At 43.2% G+C, this 25694-nt stretch carries 18 protein-coding genes; 7 read left to right on the top strand and 11 right to left on the bottom strand.

From position 1 onward, the window contains the following. Positions 1-210: 210 nt before the first annotated feature. Positions 211-1293, bottom strand: coding sequence for a beta-N-acetylhexosaminidase (gene nagZ, locus CXF65_RS08700; protein WP_101211755.1), 1083 nt, complete (start codon positions 1291-1293; stop codon positions 211-213). A gap of 802 nt (positions 1294-2095) precedes the next feature. On the opposite strand from nagZ, the gene CXF65_RS08705 reads away from it, so the two are divergent. After that, the gene (locus CXF65_RS08705) at positions 2096-4306 is read left to right on the top strand and encodes a carboxy terminal-processing peptidase (RefSeq protein WP_101211756.1); all 2211 of its coding nucleotides are present in this window, start codon (positions 2096-2098) and stop codon (positions 4304-4306) included. 465 nt (positions 4307-4771) lie between these two features. On the opposite strand, the gene CXF65_RS08710 is transcribed toward CXF65_RS08705, so the two are convergent. Further along, on the bottom strand, positions 4772-5257 hold the full coding sequence (locus CXF65_RS08710) for an FKBP-type peptidyl-prolyl cis-trans isomerase (protein ID WP_025651686.1): 486 nt from the start codon (positions 5255-5257) through the stop codon (positions 4772-4774). Positions 5258-5583: 326 nt separating this feature from the next. Between CXF65_RS08710 and CXF65_RS08715 the strand changes: the two genes are divergently transcribed. Beyond that, on the top strand, positions 5584-7593 hold the full coding sequence (locus tag CXF65_RS08715; protein ID WP_101211757.1) for a M61 family metallopeptidase: 2010 nt from the start codon (positions 5584-5586) through the stop codon (positions 7591-7593). Positions 7594-7739: 146 nt separating this feature from the next. On the opposite strand, the gene CXF65_RS08720 is transcribed toward CXF65_RS08715, so the two are convergent. Together CXF65_RS08720 and CXF65_RS08725 are read right to left on the bottom strand one after the other, a co-directional pair. Next, on the bottom strand, positions 7740-8600 hold the full coding sequence (locus CXF65_RS08720; RefSeq protein WP_025651684.1) for a DUF305 domain-containing protein: 861 nt from the start codon (positions 8598-8600) through the stop codon (positions 7740-7742). A 614-nt stretch (positions 8601-9214) separates the two neighbouring features. Then, a complete protein-coding gene (locus tag CXF65_RS08725) occupies positions 9215-9829 on the bottom strand; it encodes a pseudouridine synthase (RefSeq protein ID WP_101211758.1) in 615 nt (204 codons plus the stop codon). Between the two features lie 690 nt (positions 9830-10519). Between CXF65_RS08725 and icd the strand changes: the two genes are divergently transcribed. After that, a complete protein-coding gene (gene icd, locus CXF65_RS08730) occupies positions 10520-11779 on the top strand; it encodes an NADP-dependent isocitrate dehydrogenase (RefSeq protein WP_101211759.1) in 1260 nt (419 codons plus the stop codon). A gap of 336 nt (positions 11780-12115) precedes the next feature. Here icd and CXF65_RS08735 read toward each other — a convergent pair whose 3' ends face one another. Continuing rightward, on the bottom strand, positions 12116-14335 hold the full coding sequence (locus CXF65_RS08735; protein WP_101211760.1) for an NADP-dependent isocitrate dehydrogenase: 2220 nt from the start codon (positions 14333-14335) through the stop codon (positions 12116-12118). 691 nt (positions 14336-15026) lie between these two features. On the opposite strand from CXF65_RS08735, the gene CXF65_RS08740 reads away from it, so the two are divergent. From CXF65_RS08740 to glyA, 3 genes are all read left to right on the top strand, one after another. Next, positions 15027-16415 (top strand): GNAT family N-acetyltransferase, encoded by a 1389-nt coding sequence (locus CXF65_RS08740; protein ID WP_101211828.1) that lies wholly within the window; start codon positions 15027-15029, stop codon positions 16413-16415. 86 nt (positions 16416-16501) lie between these two features. Further along, positions 16502-16996, top strand: coding sequence for a chorismate--pyruvate lyase family protein (locus tag CXF65_RS08745; RefSeq protein WP_101211761.1), 495 nt, complete (start codon positions 16502-16504; stop codon positions 16994-16996). Positions 16997-17341: 345 nt separating this feature from the next. Next, entirely contained in the window at positions 17342-18598 is a 1257-nt protein-coding gene (glyA, locus tag CXF65_RS08750; protein ID WP_101211762.1) for a serine hydroxymethyltransferase, read from the top strand. Between the two features lie 70 nt (positions 18599-18668). Here the strand turns inward: glyA and CXF65_RS08755 are convergent, their stop codons facing one another. The 6 genes from CXF65_RS08755 to CXF65_RS08780 all read right to left on the bottom strand — a co-directional run bounded on the left by CXF65_RS08755 (position 18669) and on the right by CXF65_RS08780 (position 24593). Further along, positions 18669-19724 (bottom strand): DUF262 domain-containing protein, encoded by a 1056-nt coding sequence (locus CXF65_RS08755; RefSeq protein ID WP_025651677.1) that lies wholly within the window; start codon positions 19722-19724, stop codon positions 18669-18671. After that, a complete protein-coding gene (locus CXF65_RS08760; RefSeq protein ID WP_025651676.1) occupies positions 19721-20458 on the bottom strand; it encodes an FRG domain-containing protein in 738 nt (245 codons plus the stop codon). Before CXF65_RS08760 ends, CXF65_RS08755 begins: the two co-directional genes overlap by 4 nt. Before the next feature lie 204 nt (positions 20459-20662). Further along, positions 20663-21937, bottom strand: a complete 1275-nt coding sequence (gltS, locus tag CXF65_RS08765; protein WP_025651675.1) for a sodium/glutamate symporter — start codon at positions 21935-21937, stop codon at positions 20663-20665. A 117-nt stretch (positions 21938-22054) separates the two neighbouring features. After that, positions 22055-22402 carry a barstar family protein gene (locus CXF65_RS08770; protein ID WP_025651674.1) on the bottom strand — a complete coding sequence of 116 codons (348 nt, stop codon included), beginning with the start codon at positions 22400-22402 and terminating at the stop codon, positions 22055-22057. A gap of 1 nt (position 22403) precedes the next feature. Beyond that, positions 22404-23168: a ribonuclease domain-containing protein gene (locus tag CXF65_RS08775; RefSeq protein ID WP_101211763.1), complete on the bottom strand. Its 765-nt coding sequence runs from the start codon at positions 23166-23168 to the stop codon at positions 22404-22406. 123 nt (positions 23169-23291) lie between these two features. Next, positions 23292-24593, bottom strand: a complete 1302-nt coding sequence (locus tag CXF65_RS08780; protein ID WP_025651672.1) for a glutamate-5-semialdehyde dehydrogenase — start codon at positions 24591-24593, stop codon at positions 23292-23294. Positions 24594-25136: 543 nt separating this feature from the next. On the opposite strand from CXF65_RS08780, the gene CXF65_RS15045 reads away from it, so the two are divergent. After that, positions 25137-25460: a hypothetical protein gene (locus CXF65_RS15045; RefSeq protein ID WP_198551985.1), complete on the top strand. Its 324-nt coding sequence runs from the start codon at positions 25137-25139 to the stop codon at positions 25458-25460. The last annotated feature ends 234 nt before the right edge of the window (positions 25461-25694 follow it).

The raw sequence follows: 25694 nt of genomic DNA on the forward strand, positions 1-25694 counted from the left end.
AAAAAAAGATGCGGTTTTTTATTTGCTATAGATTTGGCATATATAGTCAGTGAAAAGTAATATCGAACCATCACGCACTGCTGATATCCATTTTTGTTGCTTGCTGTGCCTGCGCAGACAGAGGCGACAAAAAATTGATATCAGCAATACCGTCGCGATTTTAGGATATTTTGACTATATTTATGGATTTACTAAAAAAATGACAGGTTATTATTTATAGACAGTAGGATCTTTTGATGCCGCATGATCTGTAGATGGCTGCTCTGCCGAGGTATTAAAAAAGGTCTGAGTGACGTTCTGCTTTGCTTGCTGCCAATAGTCAAATTGCTGACAAGTCGCCTCAAGATTACCTTGCCAAACGGGTATCTGCCCGCACATGGTTTTGATACGTTTTTGATTGGGGTAGGGCAAGTTTTGCGCCGCTTCGGCCGCTTCATGAGCCGCAACTCTATCATTGCATACCAAAGCAATGTCGCAACCAGCTTCAATCGCTGCTTTGACGCGCGCGCTAACATCCCCAGCTGCTTGCGCGCCTGCCATAGATAAATCATCAGAGAATAGAACGCCATCAAATTTTAGCTCATCACGGATGATGTCTTGCAGCCAAATTTTAGAGAATCCCGCTGGCTTGTTATCTACCTGTGAAAAAATCACGTGCGCTGGCATCAACGCATCAAGCCAAGGCAGCGTTTGGGCGAACGGCTGCATGTCACTGTGCATAATCTCATCCAAACTGCGGCTGTCGATCGCTTCTGATACATGAGAATCAGGAGCGATGGCGCCGTGACCGGGGAAATGCTTACCAGTGGTTGCCATGCCAGCCGCTTTCATACCGCGCATAAACTGGGTCGCCAAAGCCGTAATGGCTTGCGGCTGCTGATGAAAGCTACGGTCACCAATCACTTGGCTAATACCGTCTGTGTCGAGTACCGGTGCGAAGCTCAGATCTATGCCCACGGCCAGCACTTCTGCTGCCATTAGATAGCCACAGTCATAAGCGCAGCTAAGCGCACGGCTAGGATCTTGATTAAATAACTCACCCAGTCGCCCCATCGCGGGCAATGGGGTAAAACCTTCACGTAATCTTGCGACGCGCCCACCTTCTTGATCAACACCGATCAAGATATCGGCGTTGTGGTAACGTATATCGTCACACAGTGCGCGCACTTGCGCGGCATCTTTGACATTTCGGCCAAACAAGATGATCCCACCAACTTGGGCTTGTTTGATTAAACTCACATCTTCAGCAGTCAGTGCGGTACTATCAATATCAATCATTAAGATGCCATACATCGCGTGATCCTTATTATGTTATATCAGTCATCTATTCTAAAGCCATTATTGCATCAATCAGCGTACAGTACGGTCTGCCTAACTGCACGCAATTTCCTTTGTAACAGAGGCAAATAGAATCGACTATTCAGTGTTATATTATGAGCTCAGCGCACCATCAACCAGGGTAAATAAGCGCAATAATCACTCACTATTATCGATATATTATGACAGCTATTGTGAGCTGCGCATAATCTACTGGTTAAATTGACCGAAATGAATGACCGATATCTGTCAAGCAGCGAGCAGCAGCCATCGCTAATAAATATGCTAGAAAGTTTGGTATGTACCGAGGTAAAGTGTAATATTGCTTATACAGATTGAGACAGTTGCACATTTATGCTCATGCTAGTATTGATTGATTTTTTGCAAGACGTTGGCAGTATTTTGTTCAACGATTAATATGATAAAGCAGTCATTTCATTAAGTAAAAATATCATTACGTAATAGCAATGCTGAAGTCTTATAGTCATTCCACTATAAAAGTATTACAGCGTTAACCTCGCTTGAAGTATCACATATACATCTACACTCGGTTGCCTTGTACTACTTTTAAATTGAATCGACTATATAAAGTATCTTTTTTGGCAGTTGTCAAATTCATAACAAGGTTAATGCAATATAAAGTGAATGCCATAAAGATGGTTTGTGAAAAATCAGCGCTGTAAGAGAATAACTAAATTTGATGCATAGGGAATGACCAAGCAAATTCTTTCGATGAAAATTAATAATACTTTTAACTTAAAATAACTAGGTAGATATGATGAAAAAACAACCAGCACAGTGGTTACTCAGTGCAGCGTCAGTGGGCATCGCCGGTCTTATTCTTACTCAGAGCTACGGTACCGCAGTGGCAGATACCAACACCGAAGGTTTCGTCCAGACACCTGAACAAAAAGTCACCACTCGTCAGGTCGCCGCCTTGCTGGATCGCAGCCATTATCTCAATCAGTCTCTCGATAGCAAAACAGGCAGCGAAATTCTGTCTATGTATATTGATAGCCTTGATCCAAACCATACCTTGTTTTTGCAATCTGATGTTGATGAGCTAAAGAAAAAATATGCCGCCGAGTTCGGTGATCGCCTCAAACGTGGTGATTTGTCTGCAGGGGTAGAGGTATTTGAGCGCTATCGTAAACGCTCGAACGAATATTTTGCCATGGCAAGCAAAATGCTAAAGACGGATCTGGATTTGACCAGCGATGAGACCATCGTCCTTGACCGCGAAAAGCTTAGCCATTTTAAGACCAAAAAAGAACAGCGTGATTATTGGGCGCGTCAGCTGAAGTTTCAGCTGATGAGTATTACTTTGGGTCAAGAAGATGAAAAAGCCAAAGAGCAAGTTTTCTTAAATAATCCAGACATCACTCGTGGTCAGGATTTGATCCGTAATGATGAGCGCACGCCCAGTGAGATTTTGCTCAATCGTTTGTCACGTCAACAAGAGCAGTTTAAGCGTCTCAAAGATGACGAAATCATGGAGACTATCTTAAACACAGCGATGCTGACTTATGATCCGCACAGCAATTATTATGCACCTATTCAAGCGACAGAGTTGCAGATTCAATCCAGTCTACAGTTAGAAGGCATTGGTGTTTCTATCCGGCCAGATCGTAAAAACCCAGACTATACACGCATCGTGACCTTGGTAGATGGTGGGCCAGCGGCAAAAACGGGACAGATTAAGCCCAATGACTTGATTATTGGTATCGCCAAAGACGGCAAAAACATGACCGATGTAGTCGGTTGGTCGACGCGTGAAATCGTCAGTCTCATTCGTGGTAAGCGCGGTACTTCAGTCACGCTCAAGCTACGTCAGGCCAGCGCACCAGAAGCCAGCGCCCGTACCGTCACTGTGGTGCGCGATATTATTCAGCAAGAAGAATCAGGCGTTACCCAGCGCGTCGTAGAAGTACAGCGTCCGAATATCGATAAAACACCCAAGCGTATTGGCGTCCTTGAGATACCAAGCTTTTATTTGAACTATCAGGCGCGCCGTAACGGTGAAGATTATCGCAGTGTCAGTATCGATACCGAAAAAGCGCTCAAAGAATTAAATAAAGAAAACATCGATGGCCTCGTGGTTGATTTACGCAACAACCCTGGTGGCTCGTTAGATGAAGTGGCCAAAATGCTCGGCTTCTTTATTAAGAGTGGTCCACTGGTCCAAATCCGTGACAATCGCGGCAACATCCAAGTATACCGTGACGACGATGGTGGCGAACAACTCTATGACGGCAAGATGGTGGTCATTACTAACTTAGCGTCTGCCTCTGCAAGTGAGATTTTTGCTGCCGCCATTCAAGATTATGGCCGTGGTTTGGTGGTTGGCAGTACCACAACTGGCAAAGGCTCTGCCCAGATTCAGCTGGACAATTTAGCCTTGGGTTCAGCGACCTTAACCCAACGTAAATTCTATCGTATCACCGGCGGCAGTACGCAGAATAAAGGCGTAGTCCCCGATGTCGAATTGGTTAATATCTATGACGATGCTACCTTTGGCGAGCGGGCACAGAAAAAAGCGCTGCCTTGGGATACCATCAAAACCGCGCCTTATAAGCCTGAAGGTAAATTCACTAGCGATACGTTAGCGACGCTGAACCAGCAGTCTACAATTCGTCAGCAAAAGGATCCACAGTTTATTTACTTATCTGCGTTGAATGACATTCGCGATATGGATGATGAGAAAAAGCCTGTCAATCTCGATATCAATAGCCGCCGTGCCAAAATGCAGCTAATCGAAAAGCGTTCATTAGAAGCGGAGAATAAGCGCCTCATCGCTACAGGTGAGCGTCCGTATGCCAACTGGAACACTTATCAGGCGGCGATGGATGCGAAGTTTGAAGAGCGTAGTCAAATGAAAGCCAATGAGCGTCCAGAGCTACCTGAAGACGAAGCTTTTATCAATGAAGCGGCTTATATTATGCTCAGCGCTGATTCAAAAGCAACGGTTAGCCCTGAAGAGAGTCTATAGCAGCCGTATATGAGCGAACCATAAAAGCGGTCATATAAACAACCATGTAAGCATATGCTTACATGGATTGACGCTTCGACCTCTTACTAACCTTGGGTCAATCTGCGATTATAACTGTACGGCACGATTGAACGAAACAGTTCATTGATACTAGGGATTGGTATCTTAAAGATCGCATCAGGGATAGATGGTTTGCTAATTAGGGATAATAAGGCTGGATGCCTGCTAGTTATAGGATGCCTCGGGATTAGGTATCATGTAGCGTTAACATGGATGGTTGGTGATAAAAGCCGCATAGCGCTCGTCGTTATGCGGCTTTGTTACGTTTGGGATAAAGTATTTTTATAGATAAGCCGTAAAACATAAAAAAAGGCCAGTAGACGTATCTACTGACCTTTTACGATAAACGACAAGCTTCATCGTACTCGCTTATCGTTTAAATGTTTTCTAATACTCAAATAGAGATTAGTGCTCAACGCCGCCTGCGCCATGGACATGGCCGTGGTTTAGTTCGTCTTCAGTCGCTGCACGTACTTCTTGAATTTCAACATCAAATGTCAAACGCTTACCAGCTAGTGGATGGTTGGCATCAACGACCACTTCGTCATCATTTACTTCAGTAACCGTCACCAACATTACTTGGCCACCGGCTTCTGACTGGAATTGCATACCAGGCTGGATGTCATCAACGCCTTGGAAGTTATCGCGTGGCACATGCTGTACCGCTTGTTCTTGGTATTCGCCGTAGCCATCAGCAGGCTCAACGACAGCGTTTACTGTTTCGCCAGCAGATTTGCCTTCTAGTTGTTTTTCTAGGCCTGGGATGATGTTGCTGTGACCATGTAGATAAGCAAGTGGCTGACCTTCTGGTGATTGGTCAAGCACGTTGCCTTCGTCGTCTTTTAGTGTGTAATTGAATTTGACGGCAGTGTCTTTTGCGATAGTAGTCATAAGTTATCCTAAATATATCTGTGTAAAAAATTAAATACGGTTGCAATAAACCTAAAAAAGCCAATCGGCAAGCCAGATAGCCACGTCATTAGTCAATTATCATCAGTTTATTAAAGTAACTTTAGCAGTTAGCATCTTTAATTGCGATGGCTCACATAACTTTCAAGGGAAAAGTGATAAAAAATGCAAATTAATATCATAATTTATGAAAATAAACGTTGTTTTCTATCATTTACAGAGTAGCGTGCTTGTTTTTTCTGGTTTGCCCGTTGCGTTTTCGGTTAAGGACTTCTACCATAACGATAAAAATAAAGATGAGAAAGACGATGAATTCATTTACCAATAAAGCTGATATCAATAGTTCTAACACCGACACTCCCAATAATAAGTCAATAAGTACGACTTCAATCAGTGAGAATGCTGAAATCGTAGCCGATAGCAGTTATCGATTCGATTTTGAGCGTTTTTATGAGCACTTAGTAGATGTGTCGCTTACCTTTACAGCAAACGTAGACTCACCAAAGCTGTGGTTGCCAGCATGGATACCGGGTAGCTATCTGATGCGCGAGTTTGCCCGCAATATTACCGCAGTACATTACCAAATCACTGACGACAATAATAAGAGCGTTGAGATACAGCGCGCGGTAAAGACAGACAAAAATACCTGGCAATTACCAAAAGTTAAAGCACGGCAGACCGTAGACGTCCATTATGAAGTCTACTGTTATGACTTGTCTGTGCGCACCGCCTACGTCGATCAGCAGCGCTTATATGGGAACTTTACTTCTTTAGCGCTAGCGGTAGATGGGCAAGAGCAGACGCCTATACAAGTAAGCTTGATAGTGCCAGCCACATTTTTTGCGGATAAACAAGAAAGCCGTGTGCTCTTAGCTTGTGGTCTTGAATCTACCCATTTACGACTTGATGGGCAGCAGTGCTTTGCACTACAGGCAAACAGCTATCACGAGCTGATTGATTATCCTTTTGAAATCGCTGAACAGGACAAATTTGACTTTATTGTCCAAGATAATGCGCATCAGACCCTACCTCACCGTTTTTATCTGTCGGGTAAGCATAGTGCCAATATGGGCAGGTTACAGCAAGACGTCACCCACATTTGTCAGACGTATCTCGATTGGCTGGGTGATGCACCATTCAATGACTATACGTTTATGACGTTTGCCAGTGGGCAAGACTACGGAGGTCTTGAGCACATCAATTCGACCAGCCTGATTACCCCGCGTCGCGACTTGCCCAGTATTGACGAACCCAAAGTACCCAGCAGCGATTATCAGCGTTTTTTAGGCTTGTGCAGCCACGAGTACTTTCATGCGTGGTGGGTCAAAACCGTACGCCCCGATGTCATGTTGGATGTAGATTTGCGCCGCGAAGCTTTTACACCGCTGCTTTGGGTATTCGAAGGTTTTACCTCTTATATCGATGATTTTATGTTGCAAGCGTCAGGGGTGATTGATAAACCAAGTTATCTCAAATTACTGGCTGAACAAATCAATCGTTACTATCAAACCCCTGGACGCGCCTATCAAAGTGTCGCTGAGTCGAGTTTTGATGCATGGATTAAATTATATCGTAATGATGAAAACACAGGTAATGCTGGGATCAGTTACTACAATAAAGGCGCATTGGTGGCGCTTTGTTTAGATTTAACTTTACTCGAAAAGAGCAACGGTCGTTATCGGTTATTTGATGTGGTCAAGGCTTTTTATAACCAAGCAACGCAGAATGACAACCGACGGATTGGTATCAGCAGTGCCGATATGGGCAAAGTTGTCGGGCAATTTATGGCGCTTACTGACTGGCAAGAGTTTGAGCGCCGCTATGTCAATGGGGTGGAAGAATTACCCATTGAAGCATTATTAACGGCAAACGGCATAAAAATACATGTTAATAGCAAAGAAACTGCCGATAAGCATGTGCCTTGGGGTATGCGCTGTAGTGAGACGCCAGCTGGACTGAAGGTCAATCGCGTGACGCGTGACAGTGTGGCTGCCAACGCTGGTATATCGGCGCATGATGTCATCATCGCTATTGACGGTATCAAGGCAGACACCAAGCAATTAGCGTCGCTTATTAAAGCAGAGCGTGAGGTTGAATGTTACCTGTTTCGTCGCGATGAGTTGATGTGCGTCAGCGTACTACCTAAAGCGGTGCTTAATAGTGCAAAACAGCAGAGCATAGACGACAAAACCTTTCCGCACAAAGTAAGCTTGTACTTAGCAAAGACAGAGTCATTATCAGACGATAGTAGTGACCATTCAACCGTACAGCCAAGCTGGCAGGTATGGCTTGATGTCATGGCACGTCAACAAGCGTAAATAGAGCAGTTTTAACATACTTTGAACCGTAGCTATGATTCAATATGTCCGAGTAAAAACAAAAACCCCTGCTAAGCATTTATGATTAGAAGGGGTTTGATGTGATAGCTTGTACATTTATCGGTACCGATTGAACCATATTCAATTTAGATAGCAGGTTGCTCAGCAGGCGCTTTAGTGGATGCCTCATTTTTAACAGTAGCGTCATTGCCAACAGTATCGTTACTAACAGCGTTGTTATTAACCTCGGCGGTTTTGTTAGCGGCAATCCAGTTTTGCATGCGTTCAATTTCAGACTGCTGGGCATCGATGATATCTTGAGCCAATTTGCGCATCTCGGCATCAGTACCGTACTTGAGCTGTATTTTTGCCATGTCTACAGCGCCCATGTGATGGGGCAACATACCTCGTGCAAACGCCATATCAGGGACAGGGTCAGCGATACCTAGCATCATGTCATCATGCATTGCATCCATGCTCTTGGCATAAGCTTGCTGCATCGCTTGAGTATTAGGCTTGGGTTTAGCTGCATCGGGATGGCCAGCGAGCCATTTATTCATAATGTCTATTTCAGCTTGCTGCGCCGTTATGATTTCTTGCGCCAGCTCTCGCATGGCGGCGTCAGTACCATACTTTAGCTCGATTTTTGCCATGTCTAGGGCGCCGCGATGATGTCCCAGCATACCTTTCGCAAAGGCAGTATCAGCATCGTTATAGACCATGCCGATCATCATCTCATCATGCATTCTCGTCATTGACTTGGTGTAGTCTTGGAGGATATCCGTCATTTGCATCTCATCCGCCATTGCATCGCCACCTGTCATATCGTGACCTGCGTGAGCATCCATGTCCATGCCTTCATGATTCGCAGGCATCTCAGTCGATGGTGTCGCCACTTTTTCTGTAGGCATCCCCTCATCGTTCTCGGTTGCTGGCTGACAAGCGCTCAGTATAAGTGCCGCAGCAATGCTGGTGGCGAACAAGGCGAAACGACGCGAAGGAATCATGACATATCCTTAAAAGAGACAAGAGGAACAATAAATAGAGGCAAAGTCAAAGTACGCCACTAATATGGCACTAAGGCAGTGAAGTGCTGAATCTTAGCAGATAAACCTTACCAGTTCGAGACGCTATGTTTAACAGGTCGTAATATATTTGCTCGATTTCATGACTGAGCTCTCTCAAGCAGATACGTGTGTCGATTTATCCATTATCTTATTTATCTTATTTATATTATCTGTTGTTGCTATCTATACTCGAACACGTGATAGTTGGTAGATATTATTCATAAAAGTGATAATTAATGTTAGGGTCTGTTGAACATTCAAATATTAGGACTGCTGATCGCTAAAATCGCATCAAACCTTTTATCAAATCAGGCGTAAACCGACGATAATGTCGAGACCTTAGCTAGGTTTACAACAATGTTTGGGGTGATTTTAGTATCAGCCTTTCAGGGCAGGGCTATTTTTTGCCAATACATGGCGAAATTGTCTAACCTAGAACGACTAGTCGTCAAAAATTTCACTGCGTATTGTCTAAAAAATAGACGCTGCCAGTACCACATTTGAATGTTCAACAGACCCTCATAATACCGACATCAACATGATGTTAGGTTCGATTAATTATGAACACCCAATTCTCGCAGTTTTGCACTGTCTAAATGGATACGCACAAACTCACCAACTGCCAGTTCTCCCAATTCAAAGCCTGCCACTGACCAACGAATAAGACGCAGACAAGGCAAGCCAACATGCGCCGTCATGCGTCTGACTTGACGATTCTTACCCTCATAAATCGTCAGCATCAACCATGATGTGGGTATGCTTTTACGCTCACGAATAGGCGGGTCACGTTGCCAAAGTGGCATCGGTAAATCCTCTTCACTAAGCTGTTTGATGTCGGCAGGCAGAGTTTTACCATCTTTAAGAATCACGCCTTGTCGAAGCTTATCACGTTGCTCGGCAGTAGGAGTACCTTCAACTTGTACTAAATAAGTCTTACCTTGTTTACGTCCAGCATTGGCTTTTGGTGGATGAGTAATAGCTTTATTAACCCTGCCATCACTCGTCAAAATCAGTAACCCTTCAGATGTCGCATCTAATCTGCCAGCAACGCGCAAAGACTTATCCGTGAAATATTCCGATAGGGTGGTGTGGTCGTTGTTGCTGTCATCACGGAACTGACTTTGCACACCGTAAGGCTTATTAAACAGAATGAGACTGGTGGTCGACATAAAATAGCATTTCCTAAATAAAGATATTGATAAAGCATGAAAGGTAAGAATTAGACCGATTATGAAGCGGCTGATAACTTAATTAACGCTATTGTAATCAAAAAAGAACACACAACAAATAATGTATTAACTTATCAGCCATAGCCTATGAAGGTGCGCTTTTATGTCTACAGTAAAACCATGTTATAATAGTGGTATTTATAATATTGATACTTGCACATGAGTTATGCGCTAGAAAAATTGTTACGCAGCCCTTTATCTTAGTACAATGATTAGGATAGCACATCAGATTTTTACAGTTACCTAGGCTTGTAAATTATCAATAATTATTAAGTTTATATAAAGTATTTTTGTTATTTTACTTATTTTCATAATTTTTTTGCTGATGTTATTGTTAACTGGCTTTTCTTTTCATTGCTGCCTATGGCTATTATTAAAATTTTTTTCAATTTTTTATGTTAAAGCATTGAGTGCCATAATGTGAGTTCAGAATGGATTTGCAAAATGCCCACATTTAAGAACCGTAAATATAAGATCGTAAGTAATTGATTTTTTCTCGCTTAGCTAAAGACGTGAATTACGTATAACTATAACCACGCATAGCCATAATAAAGTAGCGCAAGCATAATGGAGCGCCTAGAGTACCAATGAAACTTGCGACATCCAACATACAACCAAGGAGTTTTATCCATGTCATATGATAAGGTTATCGTACCTAGAGACGGCGAAAAAGTAACCGTCAACGCTGATTTATCGTTGAATGTCCCCAATCATCCCATTATTCCCTTCATTGAAGGCGATGGAATTGGGGTAGATATCACTCCGGTCATGGTCAAGGTGGTTGATGCTGCAGTTGATAAAGCTTACCATGGCAAAAAGTCCATCATTTGGATGGAAGCGTATTTGGGCGAAAAAGCGGCCAAAATCTATGATGGTGACTACCTGCCAAGCGAAACGCTAGAGATCTTAAAAGATTACGTGATCAGTATCAAAGGGCCATTAACCACGCCAGTAGGCGGCGGCTTCCGCTCATTAAACGTCGCTGTGCGTCAAGAGCTTGACCTCTATGTATGCCAACGTCCCGTTCGCTGGTTTGAAGGCGTGCCAAGCCCCGTGCAGCATCCTGAGCTGACGGATATGGTGATATTCCGCGAAAACTCAGAAGATATCTATGCCGGTATCGAGTGGAAAGCGGGCAGTGATGACGCTAAGAAAATCATCAAGTTCTTAAAAGAAGAGATGGGCGTGACGAAGATTCGTTTCGACGATGACTGCGGCATTGGCATCAAACCTGTATCCAAAGAAGGCTCGCAGCGTCTAGTGCGTAAAGCCATTCAACACGCTATCGATAACGATTTGCCGAGTGTGACTTTAGTGCACAAAGGCAATATCATGAAGTTCACCGAAGGCGCGTTTAAAGACTGGGGCTATGAATTAGCCGCAGAGCGCTTCGATGCAGAGTTGTTAGATGGTGGCCCTTGGATGACGATGAAAAACCCAAAAACGGGTAATGACATCATTATCAAAGACGTCATTGCTGATGCCTTTTTGCAGCAAATTCTGATGCGTCCTGCCGATTATTCTGTCGTCGCCACGCTTAACCTAAACGGTGATTACATCTCTGATGCCCTAGCGGCTGAAGTGGGCGGTATCGGTATTGCACCGGGTGCCAACAAAGGCGGCGCAATCGCTGTCTATGAAGCGACTCATGGTACTGCGCCTAAATATACTGGTCAGAACAAAGTAAACCCCGGCTCGTTGATTCTATCGGCTGAGATGATGTTACGTGACATGGGCTGGACAGAAGCCGCTGACCTCATTATCAATGGTATTCAAGGCGCTATTGCTAATAAAACGGTCACTTATGACTTTGAGCGTTTGATGCCTGATGCTATTTTGCTCAGCACTTCTGAGTTTGGTAAAGCAATCATTAAGCACATGGATGCCTAGTCATCGCTTTATGATGAGCTAAAAGCAATTTAATATAAGCTGTTGAAAAAGCCATTTACAATCATGTAGGTGGCTTTTTTATGGTGATTTTTTTATGGTGATTTTTTTATGCTGATGTTATAACTATGGTCAAGGAATTTTAGAATCGCTACGATACTGCTGATATCAATTTTTTGTCGCCTCTGTCTGCACAGACCCTATATAAGCACTATTACCTTTTTATCTACAGACAATAAAAAACACCCCACAACTCTATCGAGCTGCGGGGTGTTTTATTGTTTTTAACTGACGCTAGCTGCAAAAGTAACGTTACTTAAGGCTAGCCAGTTAAATCTATTACAACGATGCCAACGCTTCATTGAATAAGGTGCTTGGACGCATGACTTTTTCAGCCAATGCTTCATCTGCGAAGTAGTAGCCTTTGATGTCTACCGCTTTGCCTTGAGCATCATTAAACTGTTTAATAATGGCGTCTTCATTGCTTTCAAGCTTTTGCGCTAGCGGGGCGAATTGCGCTTTAAGATCTGCATCTTGGTCTTGTGCGGCCAGCTCCTGAGCCCAGTACATCGCCAGATAGAAATGGCTACCACGGTTATCTAACTCACCGGTTTTACGTGACGGTGATTTGTCATTTAGCAGCAACGTTTCAGTGGCTCTATCGAGCGTATCTGCTAAGATTTGCGCTTTAGCATTGTTATCGTTTTTGGCCAAATGCTCCAATGACTCCGTCAAGGCTAAAAATTCACCCAATGAATCCCAACGTAAATGGTTTTCTTCTACCAGCTGCTCAACGTGCTTGGGTGCAGAACCACCAGCGCCAGTTTCGAACAAACCGCCGCCTTTCATTAATGGTACGACTGATAGCATCTTAGCACTGGTTCCTAACTCGAGAATTGGGAATAAGTCAGTGAGATAATCTCGTAGAATATTACCTGTGGCAGAGATAGTATCCAGACCGCGAGCGACGCGCTCTAAGGTATAACGCATGGCGCGCACCTGTGACATGATTTCAATGTGCAGACCGTCAGTATCATGGTCTTTCAAATACATGTTAACTTTTTTGATTAGCTCGTTCTCGTGCGGACGGTACGGGTCTAACCAAAAGATGACGGGAGTATCTGACTCACGCGCACGGCGAACGGCAAGTTTCACCCAATCTTGGATAGGCTCATCTTTGACTTGACACATGCGCCAGATATCGCCTTTTTCTACATCTTTTTCAAGCAATACTTCATCGGTATCAATATCTACAATACGGGCGATACCGGTAGCGCTAGACTCAAAGGTTTTGTCATGTGAGCCATATTCTTCTGCTTTTTGTGCCATGAGGCCTACGTTAGGAACCGTACCCATGGTGGTTGGATCAAAGTTACCATGCCATTTGCAGAAGTTGATCATTTCTTGATAAATACGGGCGAAGGTAGACTCTGGCATGACGGCTTTACAATCATATAGTTTGCCATCAGCGCCCCACATTTTACCACCGTTACGAATCATCGCAGGCATTGACGCATCGACAATAATGTCACTTGGCGAATGGAAGTTGGTGATACCTTTTGAAGAGTCAACCATCGCTAGACGTGGGCGATGCTCTTGGCAGGCATGCAAGTCTTGCTCGATCTCTTCACGTTTAGAGGATGGCAGAGTAGAGATTTTGTCGTATAGATCAGCCATACCATTGTTGACGTTAATGCCTAATTCATCAAAAAAAGCACCGTGCTTGTCAAATGCATCTTTATAATAAATTCTAACCGCATGTCCAAACACGATAGGGTGCGAAACCTTCATCATAGTGGCTTTTACGTGCAGTGAAAACAAGATACCAGCTTCGCGGCAGTCTTCCATTTCTTGCTCATAAAACTCTAGTAGCGATTTTTTGCTCATGACCATCAGGTCAATGACTTCTTTATCAAGCAACGCAATTTTTGGCTTCAATACTTTCGTTGTACCATCCTCAAGTAACAGCTCCATACGCACGTTACGGGCTTTATCTAAAGTTATCGACTGTTCGCCATCATAAAAATCACCGCTGTGCATGTGTGATACGTGGGTACTTGACCATTGCTTCCACTCGCCCATAGAATGCGGATGCTTGCGCGCAAAGTTCTTAACGGCTTTCGGCGCACGGCGATCTGAGTTGCCTTCGCGCAGTACAGGGTTGACCGAACTGCCTAGACTTTTACCATAGCGCTGACGAATTTCTTGTTCTTCGTCGGTTTTTGGATCTTCTGGAAAGTCAGGGATAGCAAAGCCTTTGCTTTGTAGTTCTTTGATACAGGCTTTTAGCTGCTGAACAGAAGCACTGATATTTGGCAGTTTGATAATGTTGGTGTCAGGATCTTGCGTCAATCGACCAAGCTCAGCTAGATTATTAGGAACGCGCTGCTCTTCACTTAAATACTCTGGAAATTCAGCCAACACACGCGCGGCAACAGAGATATCAGTGGTTTCCACCTCAACCCCTGCGGTTTGGGTAAAGGCTTTGACAATAGGTAAGAAGGACAAGGTTGCTAGCGCTGGGGCTTCATCAGTTTTTGTATAAATAATTTTTGACATTATAGTAGTGTATCCCTTTAGGCTGTAGTTAATATTAATGCTTAAATCAATGGGTGCTTCTATAGAGACTCTCTGCGATAGTGGGCCATGCTTGGAGCAAATGTAACATGAGTAATCTTTTGGAGAGCCTCAAGGCAACTTAAAAATTTCTGTCGCTAACTGTGGTGAATCAAAACTAAAAATAGTACGTTGAGACAGTATTGTGATTCTCTACACAAAACTGGCTGACTAACAGCAGATTATAGTTGACCCACTATAGATCCAAGGCGATGTCAATCTCGCATAATGAACCAATTGTACTATTTTTATTCATATCTCATGTATACAAATTATATTAAGCTAATAATAGCCTTATTCTACCAGTCATGAGCGTTGATATCATCTTTTCTATACAATTACCGTTCTTTAAACCCTGTTTTTTGAGTCATCAGGTAATAGCAATTAATAGATATATCGTTCACCCTATCATTTATAAAAATAGTGTGCTCATTAGCTGAAAGCGCTCAATTAAAAATAGTACGGCTAGTTTCGTAAAGTCATCTACATTCGTGTGGCTGGCTTTTTTTATGCTATTTTGATATTAAGGCGTGCTACGTAATTTTCAAGAAATATGGCTATTTTTGCAAATTGTGACAGCAAAAGCGCTGATATTTGGTAGGCTAAACCCTTAAGAAAAAACAGTGTGGGTACTATGACTTTACAATATGCGCTACTCAGTGATACCAGTTGGCAGAGCCAAGCACAGTGGCAAGCGCCAGATACTCCTTTTATGTCATTTGATTTTTGGCAAGCGCTTAGTGATACTGGCGCAATTGGTGAGCGAGCAGGCTGGCTACCTATTTATATCTTGGTACATCGGGTAGAGGGTACTCAGAATGATGCCGTAGCAGAATCGGCTAAGTTGAGAGAGGCAGCACTGGCAGACATAACGCATCCGGTAGCCGTCATGCCCGTGTTCATAAAAGGTCATCATCAAGGTGAGTTTGTATTTGACCATTCGTGGGCACAAGCTTATGCTCAATACGGTCTCGATTATTACCCACGTCTGGTGACAAGTGTCCCTTACACCCCGATTACCGGACAGCGCTTGTGGTTAGCAGAAGGCGAGAGCTTAACTGCAGACATTATAAAGACGGCGATTGCTGGCGTTGATGATGTCGCCCAGCAAGTAGGCGCGTCGGGCTGGCATGGATTGTTTGTCACAGATGAGCTGTCCTCGCTTGCTATCAACTCTATGCCGACTAAGATTGATATAGAAAAGGCGCTCGCCGCCCAAAAGAATGACTTAGCGAGCAAACCTATTGGCTCGCCTATCGCTATGCCTACTACCACTATCATTGAAATGCCGATACTTGAGCGTCAAGGTTGTCAGTTTTTATGGCAAAATAAAAACCTTAGCCAAGACAGCCAGCTATTTATGGATTTTGAAGGATTCTTGGCGACATTAAAAGCTAAAAAACGCAAGACTATTCGGGCTGAGCGTCGCAAGGTCAGCGAGCAAGGCATTAGCTGTCAGCGTAAGTGTGGTAACAACATCACGGATGAAGACTGGCAAGCGTTCTATCATTGTTATGTGATGACTTATGCAGTACGTGGGCAAAAGCCATATTTGACCCTTGATTTTTTTATGGCGCTAGCCGACAGCATGCCTGAGCACATCATGTTGGCGCAAGCCATGGATGCCGATGGTGAAATCATCGCGAGTAGCTTATTCTTATACGATAAAGCGGACAGCGACAATGTTGATGATAATGCTACCTTGTACGGCCGCTATTGGGGCGCGCTCGGTGAGTATGATAGCTTGCACTTTGAGCTTTGTTATTATCAAGGGCTTGAGTTTGCTATCGAGCAAGGTCTGACGTATTTTGACCCAGGTACGCAAGGGGAGCATAAACTGGTGCGTGGTTTTATTCCAACGACGACGCACTCGCTGCACCGTATCTATGACCCACGTTTTGTGCCAGCGATTGCAGATTTCTGTCGCAAAGACCGACTATATATGGCGCAGTATCGTCAGCAAGCCTTTGACGCACTACCATTTAATGCCGATAATATGCCTCAGTTTGATGCCAATAAGTGATATTAATAAGTGATTGGCTTAACGTGCCCAGTAATAGCGAATTTGCAACCTTCCTCTATCTATATGTCCAACATTAGCTGTTAATTATGTCTAACAATCAATTGTCTTGTCCTACCCACTTATCAGCTCCTACTGAGCTCTTGCCATGGCTCAATGCTGAAGGTTCTCTGACTGCGATGCTTGAGGTAAAAGCGGGTCAGCCGCTACGTGTCGAGCGTAGCTTTGAAGGTTATCGCTCATTGTCATTGGCACAAAAACGACAGTTGGGTGTACGAGGCGCTATGCTAAATCGTCCGATGCTGGCGTGGGTACGCGAGGCGCAGCTATATGGTAATGATGAGCAACCATGGGTCGAGGCACAGAGTATTTTTCCGTTACCCAGTCTCAAAGGGCGCGCCCGTCGTCTGCAACAGTTAAAAGGTACGCCCATCGGATATGTGTTGTTTAAGCGCAGTCGCACCTTGCCCAATCAGCGCTTTATCCAACACACGGGCGCAGGCTGGCAACGACAAACACGTTATGATTGGTATGGGCGCACGCTACTGATTAGCGAAACGTTTTTAGCTTCATTTTTAAAATGAGCGCGCGTTACTATATAAGTTAGGATATTAATAAAAATATTGTTTTAACCGTATGGGTGAGCCGCCAGTAAATACTTTATTTTATTGGCTATTTATCTGCGTGATATCGTCATTTAAATTGCTCAGCTTGCTGTGAGGTTTTTTTGCGCTCGCAGTACAAATTTTCATGTTACACTTAATCTTTAGCGATGATATCGATGCATTTATATGTCGAATTTATTGCCTATAATGGACAAGTTAATAACAAGGCCAATTGCCTTTGCTTGCCTATTTTACCTCCTTTTACTACTCGCTTCTTTTTCATAAACACTACCATTAACGATAGCCACTACCTAGGACATCACTATGTTTAAAGATATTTCTATCAAAGAGTTTGATCCAGTACTTGCTGAAGCCATGGCCGCAGAAAGCGTTCGTCAAGAAAATCACATCGAGCTTATCGCTTCAGAAAACTATTGCTCGCAAGCAGTGATGGAAGCACAAGGCACTGACCTGACCAACAAATACGCTGAAGGCTATCCTGGTAAGCGTTATTACGGTGGTTGCGAGCACGTCGATGTGGTTGAGCAATTGGCCATCGACCGTGCAAAAGAATTGTTTGGCGCAGAATACGTCAACGTCCAGCCGCATTCTGGTAGCCAAGCAAACTCGGCTGTTTTCTTAGCATTATTAGACGCCAATGACACCGTGCTTGGCATGAGCCTAGACGCAGGTGGTCACTTGACGCACGGCGCGCACATTAACTTCTCAGGTCTGAACTACAACGCCGTACAGTATGGCTTGGTCGAAGGCACTGGCCTTATCGATTATGACGAAGTTGAGCGTTTGGCAAAAGAGCATAAGCCAAAGATGATTATTGCTGGTTTTTCAGCGTATTCACAAGTGGTCGATTGGGCGCGTTTCCGTGAAATCGCGGACGAAGTCGGCGCTTATTTACTCGTAGACATGGCACACGTGGCTGGTCTTATCGCTGGTGGCGTTTATCCGAGTCCAGTACCGTTCGCTGATGTCGTGACAACTACGACGCACAAAACCCTACGTGGCCCGCGTTCAGGTATGATCTTGGCTCGTGATGAAGTACTTGCCAAAAAGCTTAACTCTGCCGTATTCCCAGGCAACCAAGGCGGCCCGTTGATGCACGTTATCGCGGCAAAAGCGGTTTGCTTTAAAGAAGCGTTAGAAGATAACTTTAAAACCTATCAGCAGCAAGTGGTCAAAAACGCCCAAGCAATGGCAAAAGTTATCCAAGAGCGCGGTTATGAAATTATCTCTGGTGGTACTGAAAACCATCTAATGCTTATCAGCCTAGTCAAGCAAGAAATGACCGGTAAAGAAGCAGACAAATGGCTTGGTGATGCACATATTACGGTGAATAAAAACGCCGTACCAAACGATCCAAAATCACCGTTCGTGACGTCTGGTATCCGTATCGGTACGCCAGCGATTACCACTCGTGGCTTCAACGAAGCGCAAGCAAGTGATTTGGCAGGTTGGATTTGTGATGTGTTAGATAGCCGCGGTGATGAAGCCGTCGCTACTGAAGTACGCGGTAAAGTAGAAGCGATCTGTAAAGAATTGCCAGTTTACGAAAAAAATCAGTAATTTTTGTTTGAGCAGTGTTAAACGTTGGTTAAAATAGAAACCGCTTAGCTTTTGCTAGGCGGTTTTTTTGTTAATCAAGATTGAGATATTCGGAGAGTATTCTCAACCTTTCTCTAATGTTTGAAACATCATTGGTACCATGCTGAGAAAGCCTGTCATATTCAAGTAAATCATAGTCAGCATCTTCATATTTTATTTCTGCAAGCTTTCTATTATCTTTGACTGATTTATCAAACTCATAGAGTTCAACTCTTCGAATGTCTTTACCTAATTGAATGGATTTTTTAAACAGTAAGTAATAAACAACCATAATACCTTGAGTTCTCAGCAAGTCATCTTTATCAGAAAAAACAGTGTTCATATTTTCTAAGACACTTGTTACGTTAGCTTGGAAACAAGAAACCTCATCATATCTTTCTTTATAGTTTTTGACCATACTATCTAGATATACTTTTTTAGTATCAATTAATTTATTGTGTTCATGACTTGAAGTTTCAACAAGTAGAAATCTTGCAGAGACTTCCATGTGTTGATACCGTGAATTTCTGAATTTAACCTTTTTAATAAATAATGGATGTTGTGAGATTTCACGAATGGCCGATACCATAGCTCCCCCAAACGCATTTCTTTTTTCAGCAGAATTCAAGGGCACAGCTTCATTAAGTCTAGAAAACATATCTTCAATTAAGTCAATATCATCAGAGCTAACACCTATTATAGGTAGAACGAAAGAATCAAATTTTATTTTTATTTTTGGATGTTTTTGCGCTATATCTTGATAGGTCATTCCAGCTAATTTTAGACTTTCATCATCTTGATACTCAAAGTCATCAGATAATGGAAAACCATTATCCATAAACCACCAAATAGTTTCTAACCGCTGTCTACCATCAATAATAGAGTATTGTTTCCCTGTTTCTTTTTTTTCTTCTCTAGTGAATTTATGAAAATATATTTTAGGTATATCGTAATCATTAAGAATCGAGTCAATCAAAAGCTTTTTCTTCTCGAGAGTCCAAACGCTTCCGTTTCTTTGATACTCTGGTGATATTTCAATCTCATCTTTTTCAGAAAAAACTCTTAAAATTGTAGTGTTTTGCAGAGGGCTTGTTTCAATATAACTCATTTCATCTTATCCTTAAGTAATAGTCCAATACTAGAAAGCTCTGGGAAAAGAGAAAATCTATTAAAGCTTAATAGCTCTAACTCTTTTTTTAATCTCAACTTACTCTCTTTAGGTATCTTATATTTGAAAATTTGTTGGTTAATGTCGCAGTAATCTTCAAGTGGCTTATCTTTTAAATGATGAATAGTGAAAACGCCTTGTTGAGCTTGAATTCTAGCATTATTTCTAGTAGCTATTGTCGCAATAGGATTCATCTGTATACGAGAGTTTCTTAAGCTTTGGATTCCATAGTTTGTAAGATGAACATCATCAAAAGATGGAATATAATACTTATTTTCATCCTCAATATTTGCAAGTTTATTTAACTCGATGGGCTTAAGCATCCAAAGAGTACCATCACTGAGTAAGTGGTCTTCTTCAGATATTGCGAAATATAGAGAAGCTAAAGCACTTTCAGACCAATCTAGCAATCTAGTCTGCACTCCGTAATGCTGCATTAAAAACATCCAATCAAAATCGCTCTTAGGACTCGTATCTATAAGCATTGATGCGGATTGTTTAAACCTAGTTAGTAGTATTTCTTCGCTTATTTTCTTACTGCTACGAAATATTCCAGGTAGTAACTTCCAATCAAAGCAAGCCTCACCTCTAAACCATACATCTTCATCGTAATCACCAATATCTTGGTTTAAGTTTTCAATTAAGCTGCCAATTGATGTAATTTCTTTTTCCATGTTTTTTCCAGATTTCTATAAAACTTTGTTTAGATTCAATGCTCTGTTATCAGTATATCCTATAAGCTTTGAGTGTTAACAAAAATATTACTTCAGTGAAGGTAAAACTAGATCTAAGGAAGCCTGAATAACCAATAAAAAGGCTGGGCTACGATAGCGTAGCCCAGCCTTATTCAGGTTAATTCGACTTTATTGCTTATAAAATTACATAAACGGCAACTTGGTAAATATCTGCAAGATCGTCGCGTTGACGATATCAACGAAGAAAGCACCAACCATCGGCACAATTAAGAACGCTTTAGGCGAGGCCAAGTAGCGATCCGTTACCGCCTGCATATTGGCAATCGCCGTCGGGGTTGCGCCCATACCAAAACCACAATGACCCGCTGACAGCACGGCCGCATCGTAGTCCTTACCCATGACTCTAAAGGTAATAAAGTAAACATAGATAATCATAATCAAGGTTTGCACCAGCAAAATAATCAGCACAGGGCCCGCTAAGTCAGTCAACTGCCAGAGCTTCAATGATAACAGCGCCATCGCCAAGAATAGACTCAAGGACGCATTACCAATGACATCGATAGCACGGTCAAACATATCAAAGTTGAAGACGATAGTTAACGAGTTACGAATAATTACCCCAGCCGCTAGCGCCCATACGAACGTTGGCAGTTGGAACCAAGTGCCTTCTGCGACGATGGTCATTATGTCGGCGAAAGCTAAGGCCGCCGCAAACAGTGCTAATGATTCAATCGTAGATGAGGCGGTAATAAGGCGGATGTTATCAGGTTTTTCAAACATCTCTTCCTGTCTATGATCCCCATCTTCGGTATGTTTGGTGCTGTATAACGACTGTTCGCCAGCCAGTTTTTCGACATCGCTTGGGTTTGGATTAGCCGGAGTCGGTTTTAGACCAAGACGTTGAATCAAGCGACGAGCGACAGGTCCACCAATGAGACCACCGGCCACCAAGCCATAAGTGGCAACAGCGATACCAAGTGTCGTCGCACCGACCACGCCATACTCTTCTTCTAATACCACGCCCCAAGCCCCTGCCGTACCGTGCCCACCAGTGAGCGCGATAGAACCAGTCACCAGTCCAAGCAAAGGATCGAGTCCCAGTGCGCTCGCCATCGCGACGCCAACGACGTCCTGCAAAATGATAAACACCGAGACCACAACCGTGAAAATAAATAATGGCGAACCACCGGCTTTTAGTCGTCCAAAATCGGCACTGAGACCAATAGAGGCAAAAAACATCAGCATAGTCGCTGTTTGCAGACCTTGATGAAAGTTGAAACTGTAGCCCCAAATTAAGTTAAGCGCGTAAACAATCATCGCGGCGACCAAGCCACCCACGACAGGCTCTGGAATATTAAAATCCTCTAATACCTTGATTTTTTTAATCAAAAAACGTCCGAGTAATAGCACGAACGTTGCCAAGATCAGCGTGTAATATCCATTTAAAGTAATTTCCATGAGTTGATCCTTTTTACAAATATAAATTAACCTGAATGTAGGACAGAATCAGTGCTGTCTTACATTTAGGTTTTTTCAATAAGGCACTAAAGCATGTCATCGATGACACACCCCAAATTATTTATCTTTACTCGATACCACAATCCATAACTGCGGCTTACCAAAATCTCTATACGCATCTTCGATGATACTTTTAAATATAGTAAAGTCTTCAGTATTTATGTTTTTTACCCTTGTTAAATCAAGCTTTAACTGCGTGACCTCGCTATCGGTTAAGCAGTCCCATGCACTGTCCCAGTTATGCGAAAAGTAGCTAGGAAAATCACAGGCTTTAGCCAAACTGACTAAAAGTGCGCGCTTATCAAGCACCTCATCGAGTGGAATGTCGATAGCGTGTGCAGGAACAAAAGCGATGTCGTTAAGCTCGCTGTTGGCTGAGTCAATATAATAAATGGCGTCACTCATCTTAATTCACCTCCAGTTTGCTAAAGCTATCATAATGGTCCACCGTCAAATAATAAATGGTCGGCGGGTTGCCACCGGTGACAATGCGCCGCGCCCCGCGATGAGAAACGCCAGGGGTAGGGACGGTATATTCGTGATAGTAGCCTTGCGACTGAGCAGGTAGTAGGCCTTCGCGATTATAGAACGTCGTGCCATCTTTATTTGGATAGGGAAACGGCCCGCCTTGCTTTATCAGCGCAATGGTAGTGTCAATCTGTGCATCACCAGTAATGGCTGACGTCTGTGCTTGACCCGCTGCTATAGAGGAAGTCTGTGATATGGGCGTCGACTGAGCATTGTCAGCAAGAAGGGTGGATTTTAGATCGGCAAAGAAATAAACCGCTACCGCTATGATCGCAATCAAACTAAATAAAGTCGAGAGCGGGCTTTTTTTCTTTTGATGACCACGACTCTTTTTAACATTATTATTTTGAGTCGTGTGGCGTTTATGCTGCTGGCGGTCTCGTTCAGTATTATTGGAGGAGCGGGCAGCAGGTGTGATGTCTGAGGTTTCTAAAATACTCAAGTCGTTGGAAGTGACTTCAGTGGCGCGCAATTGGTTTTTGTCATTACGCTGACTATGAAAATAGACACGTTGGCCTTCGCTGATGGGCTGTGACAAGCGCACTGTACTCACATGAAAAAACACGTCTTCGTTTTGATTGTCCACATCGATAAATCCATAGCCTTTATCTTGGTTCCAGTGCTTGATTTTGCCACTTTGCATCAGTATGTCGTCCTCTAAGCTTCCTGTTTTTATAACTCATAAAAAACGCCAGCAATTAAGCTGACGTTTTTTTTGGATTATACGTTAATTTAGACGGTAGATGATAGGGCGGAGCGCAATAAATTAGGTGCGTGTCTCACCATGACCATAAACGATCCATTTTTGTGAGGTCAAACCTTCTAGTCCAACAGGACCACGCGCATGAATTTTGTCGGTTGAGATGCCAATCTCTGCACCCAGACCATATTCAAAACCATCAGCAAAGCGGCTAGAGGCGTTAATCATCACGCTGGCTGAGTCTACTTCGCGGATAAAACGCTGCGACTTGGTGTAATTATCCGTAATGATGACGTCGGTATGATGACTGCCGTGAGTATTGATGTGTTCGATGGCCTCATTAATGCCTGATAATACTTTGATCGCTAAGATAGGCGCAAGGTATTCGGTATCCCAATCCTCAGCAGTTGCGGCAGATAAATGACCAGCAAGCTTAGCGTTGTCATTTAAGATGGCTTGCGACTTATCATCGAGGCGTAGTTGCATGGCATCATCGGCTTGAATAATAGCTTCAGCGATTTTTGGTAATAGCTCACCCGCGACTGATTCATCGACCAAGAGGGTCTCCATGGTATTGCAAGTACCATAGCGATGGGTTTTGGCATTGACGCTGACTTTGATAGCAATCTCAGGATCGGCATCACTGTCAATAAAGGTATGGCAGTTACCATCTAGATGCTTAATCACAGGAACTTTGGCATCGCGGCTAATACGCTCAATCAAACCCTTACCGCCGCGTGGCACGATTACATCGACATATTCTGTCATCGTAATCAGCTCGCCGACAGCAGCGCGATCGGTCGTTTGTAGTACTTGCACACTGTGCTCAGACAGTCCGACTTTTTTTAGACCTTCTAAGATACATTTGGCGATTGCTTGGTTGGATTCGAATGCTTCAGAACCACCGCGCAATATAATCGCATTGCCCGACTTTAGAGCAAGAGAGGCGGCTTCCAATGTGACGTTAGGACGCGACTCATAAATCATACCGACCACGCCGAGTGGTACACGCATTTTGCCCAAATGAATCCCTGATGGCTGGTAAGTCATGTCAGTGACTTCGCCGATAGGATCAGGTAGCGCCGATACGTCTTTTAAACCTTGTAGCATACCGTCGAAGCGCGCATCGTTTAGCTCTAGACGGTCAAGCAAGGCGGCGTCTAAGTTGTTTTTTTGACCATTGTCCATATCGATTTTATTGGCAGACAAAATATCCTGTTTGGCATTCATCAGGACGTCATAAATCGACATCAAAGCAGCATTTTTGTCACCCGTATTGGCCGCAGCTAAAGCACGTGATGCGGCGCGCGCTTGTTTGCCAACAGATTGCATATAGGCGGTAACGTCTGTGGTGTTCGATTGACTCATAAATCTTTTTCCTTATATTTCTAATTTAACGATTCGTAGACTAAGTAATGATAGACACTCAATTTTTATCAAAGAGTTACTTCTATCAAATCATTGCTTTGATCAAATGATCAGTTTTATTAAATCATTATTTCTATTAACTGATTAAAAGTAACAAAAATAACTAAAGTAGCTGCAAAAATACCTAAAAAGGCAGAAAAACTGCCAAATATCATCAATAGTCTACAAAAAATGGTTCTGAGCGCGATTATGGCGCTATGTCATTTAACATAGAGCAGATTAGGTCGATAGTAAAGTTGAATTTGTGAACAGAACCCGCTTTACAAAGCGCTTATAGAGGTTTTTCATAGTGAAATGGTTGTAATTGCTAACCTAAAATAAAACGATATGAGTGTCATTACAAAACGAATTGATAATTACGTGTTTTTAACAGAACTGCGCTGCAATTACTAAGGACGCCAGTGTCGATGGTCAGTATAGTAACGACTAAGTCTACAAATTGTTGACTATCAATTTATCGATTAACGAGCATGGAGAAGGACAATGGCTATCATTAATGACAAGAATGACAAGGGTAAAAAATGGTTGTATGCCACGCTAGCCGCTGCAACTTTAACGCTAGGCGCTTGTGCTGATAAAGAAGCAACAACGGCTGAGGCCGGTACCGCGACTGACGCCCAAGTCGAAGTCGAGCAAGGCGCCACTGGTGTCTCAACGGCTGACAAAGCGACAGAAAATGATATAGCCATTGCTAGTGCCGACGATGAGGCTATGGCAGTGGGCAATAAAGATGATGTGGCTGTCGCGTCTGCTGATGACGACGTATTAGACGGCTCTGAACAACAAGAGCACGTCTCAACCTATTAAATGAGTACGTCAAAAATCGTCTTAAGACGTCAGGTTGAAGTATGATGACTCGATGCTCAGATAAAACAACGTCTTGTACGCTAAAGTGATAAAATAAAGCCCAGCGCTTAAATGCAGTCTGGGCTTTTTTGTGCCAGTCATTTATTGGCTGATTCATGAGCCAATGCTGTGCAAAGTTTGCGTTTTCTCTGCATTATAGGAGACAATACCTCTCTTATGGCACATCAGTCATCG

The organism is Psychrobacter sp. Sarcosine-3u-12 (genome assembly GCF_002836005.1).
GTDB classification, from domain to species: domain Bacteria; phylum Pseudomonadota; class Gammaproteobacteria; order Pseudomonadales; family Moraxellaceae; genus Psychrobacter; species Psychrobacter okhotskensis.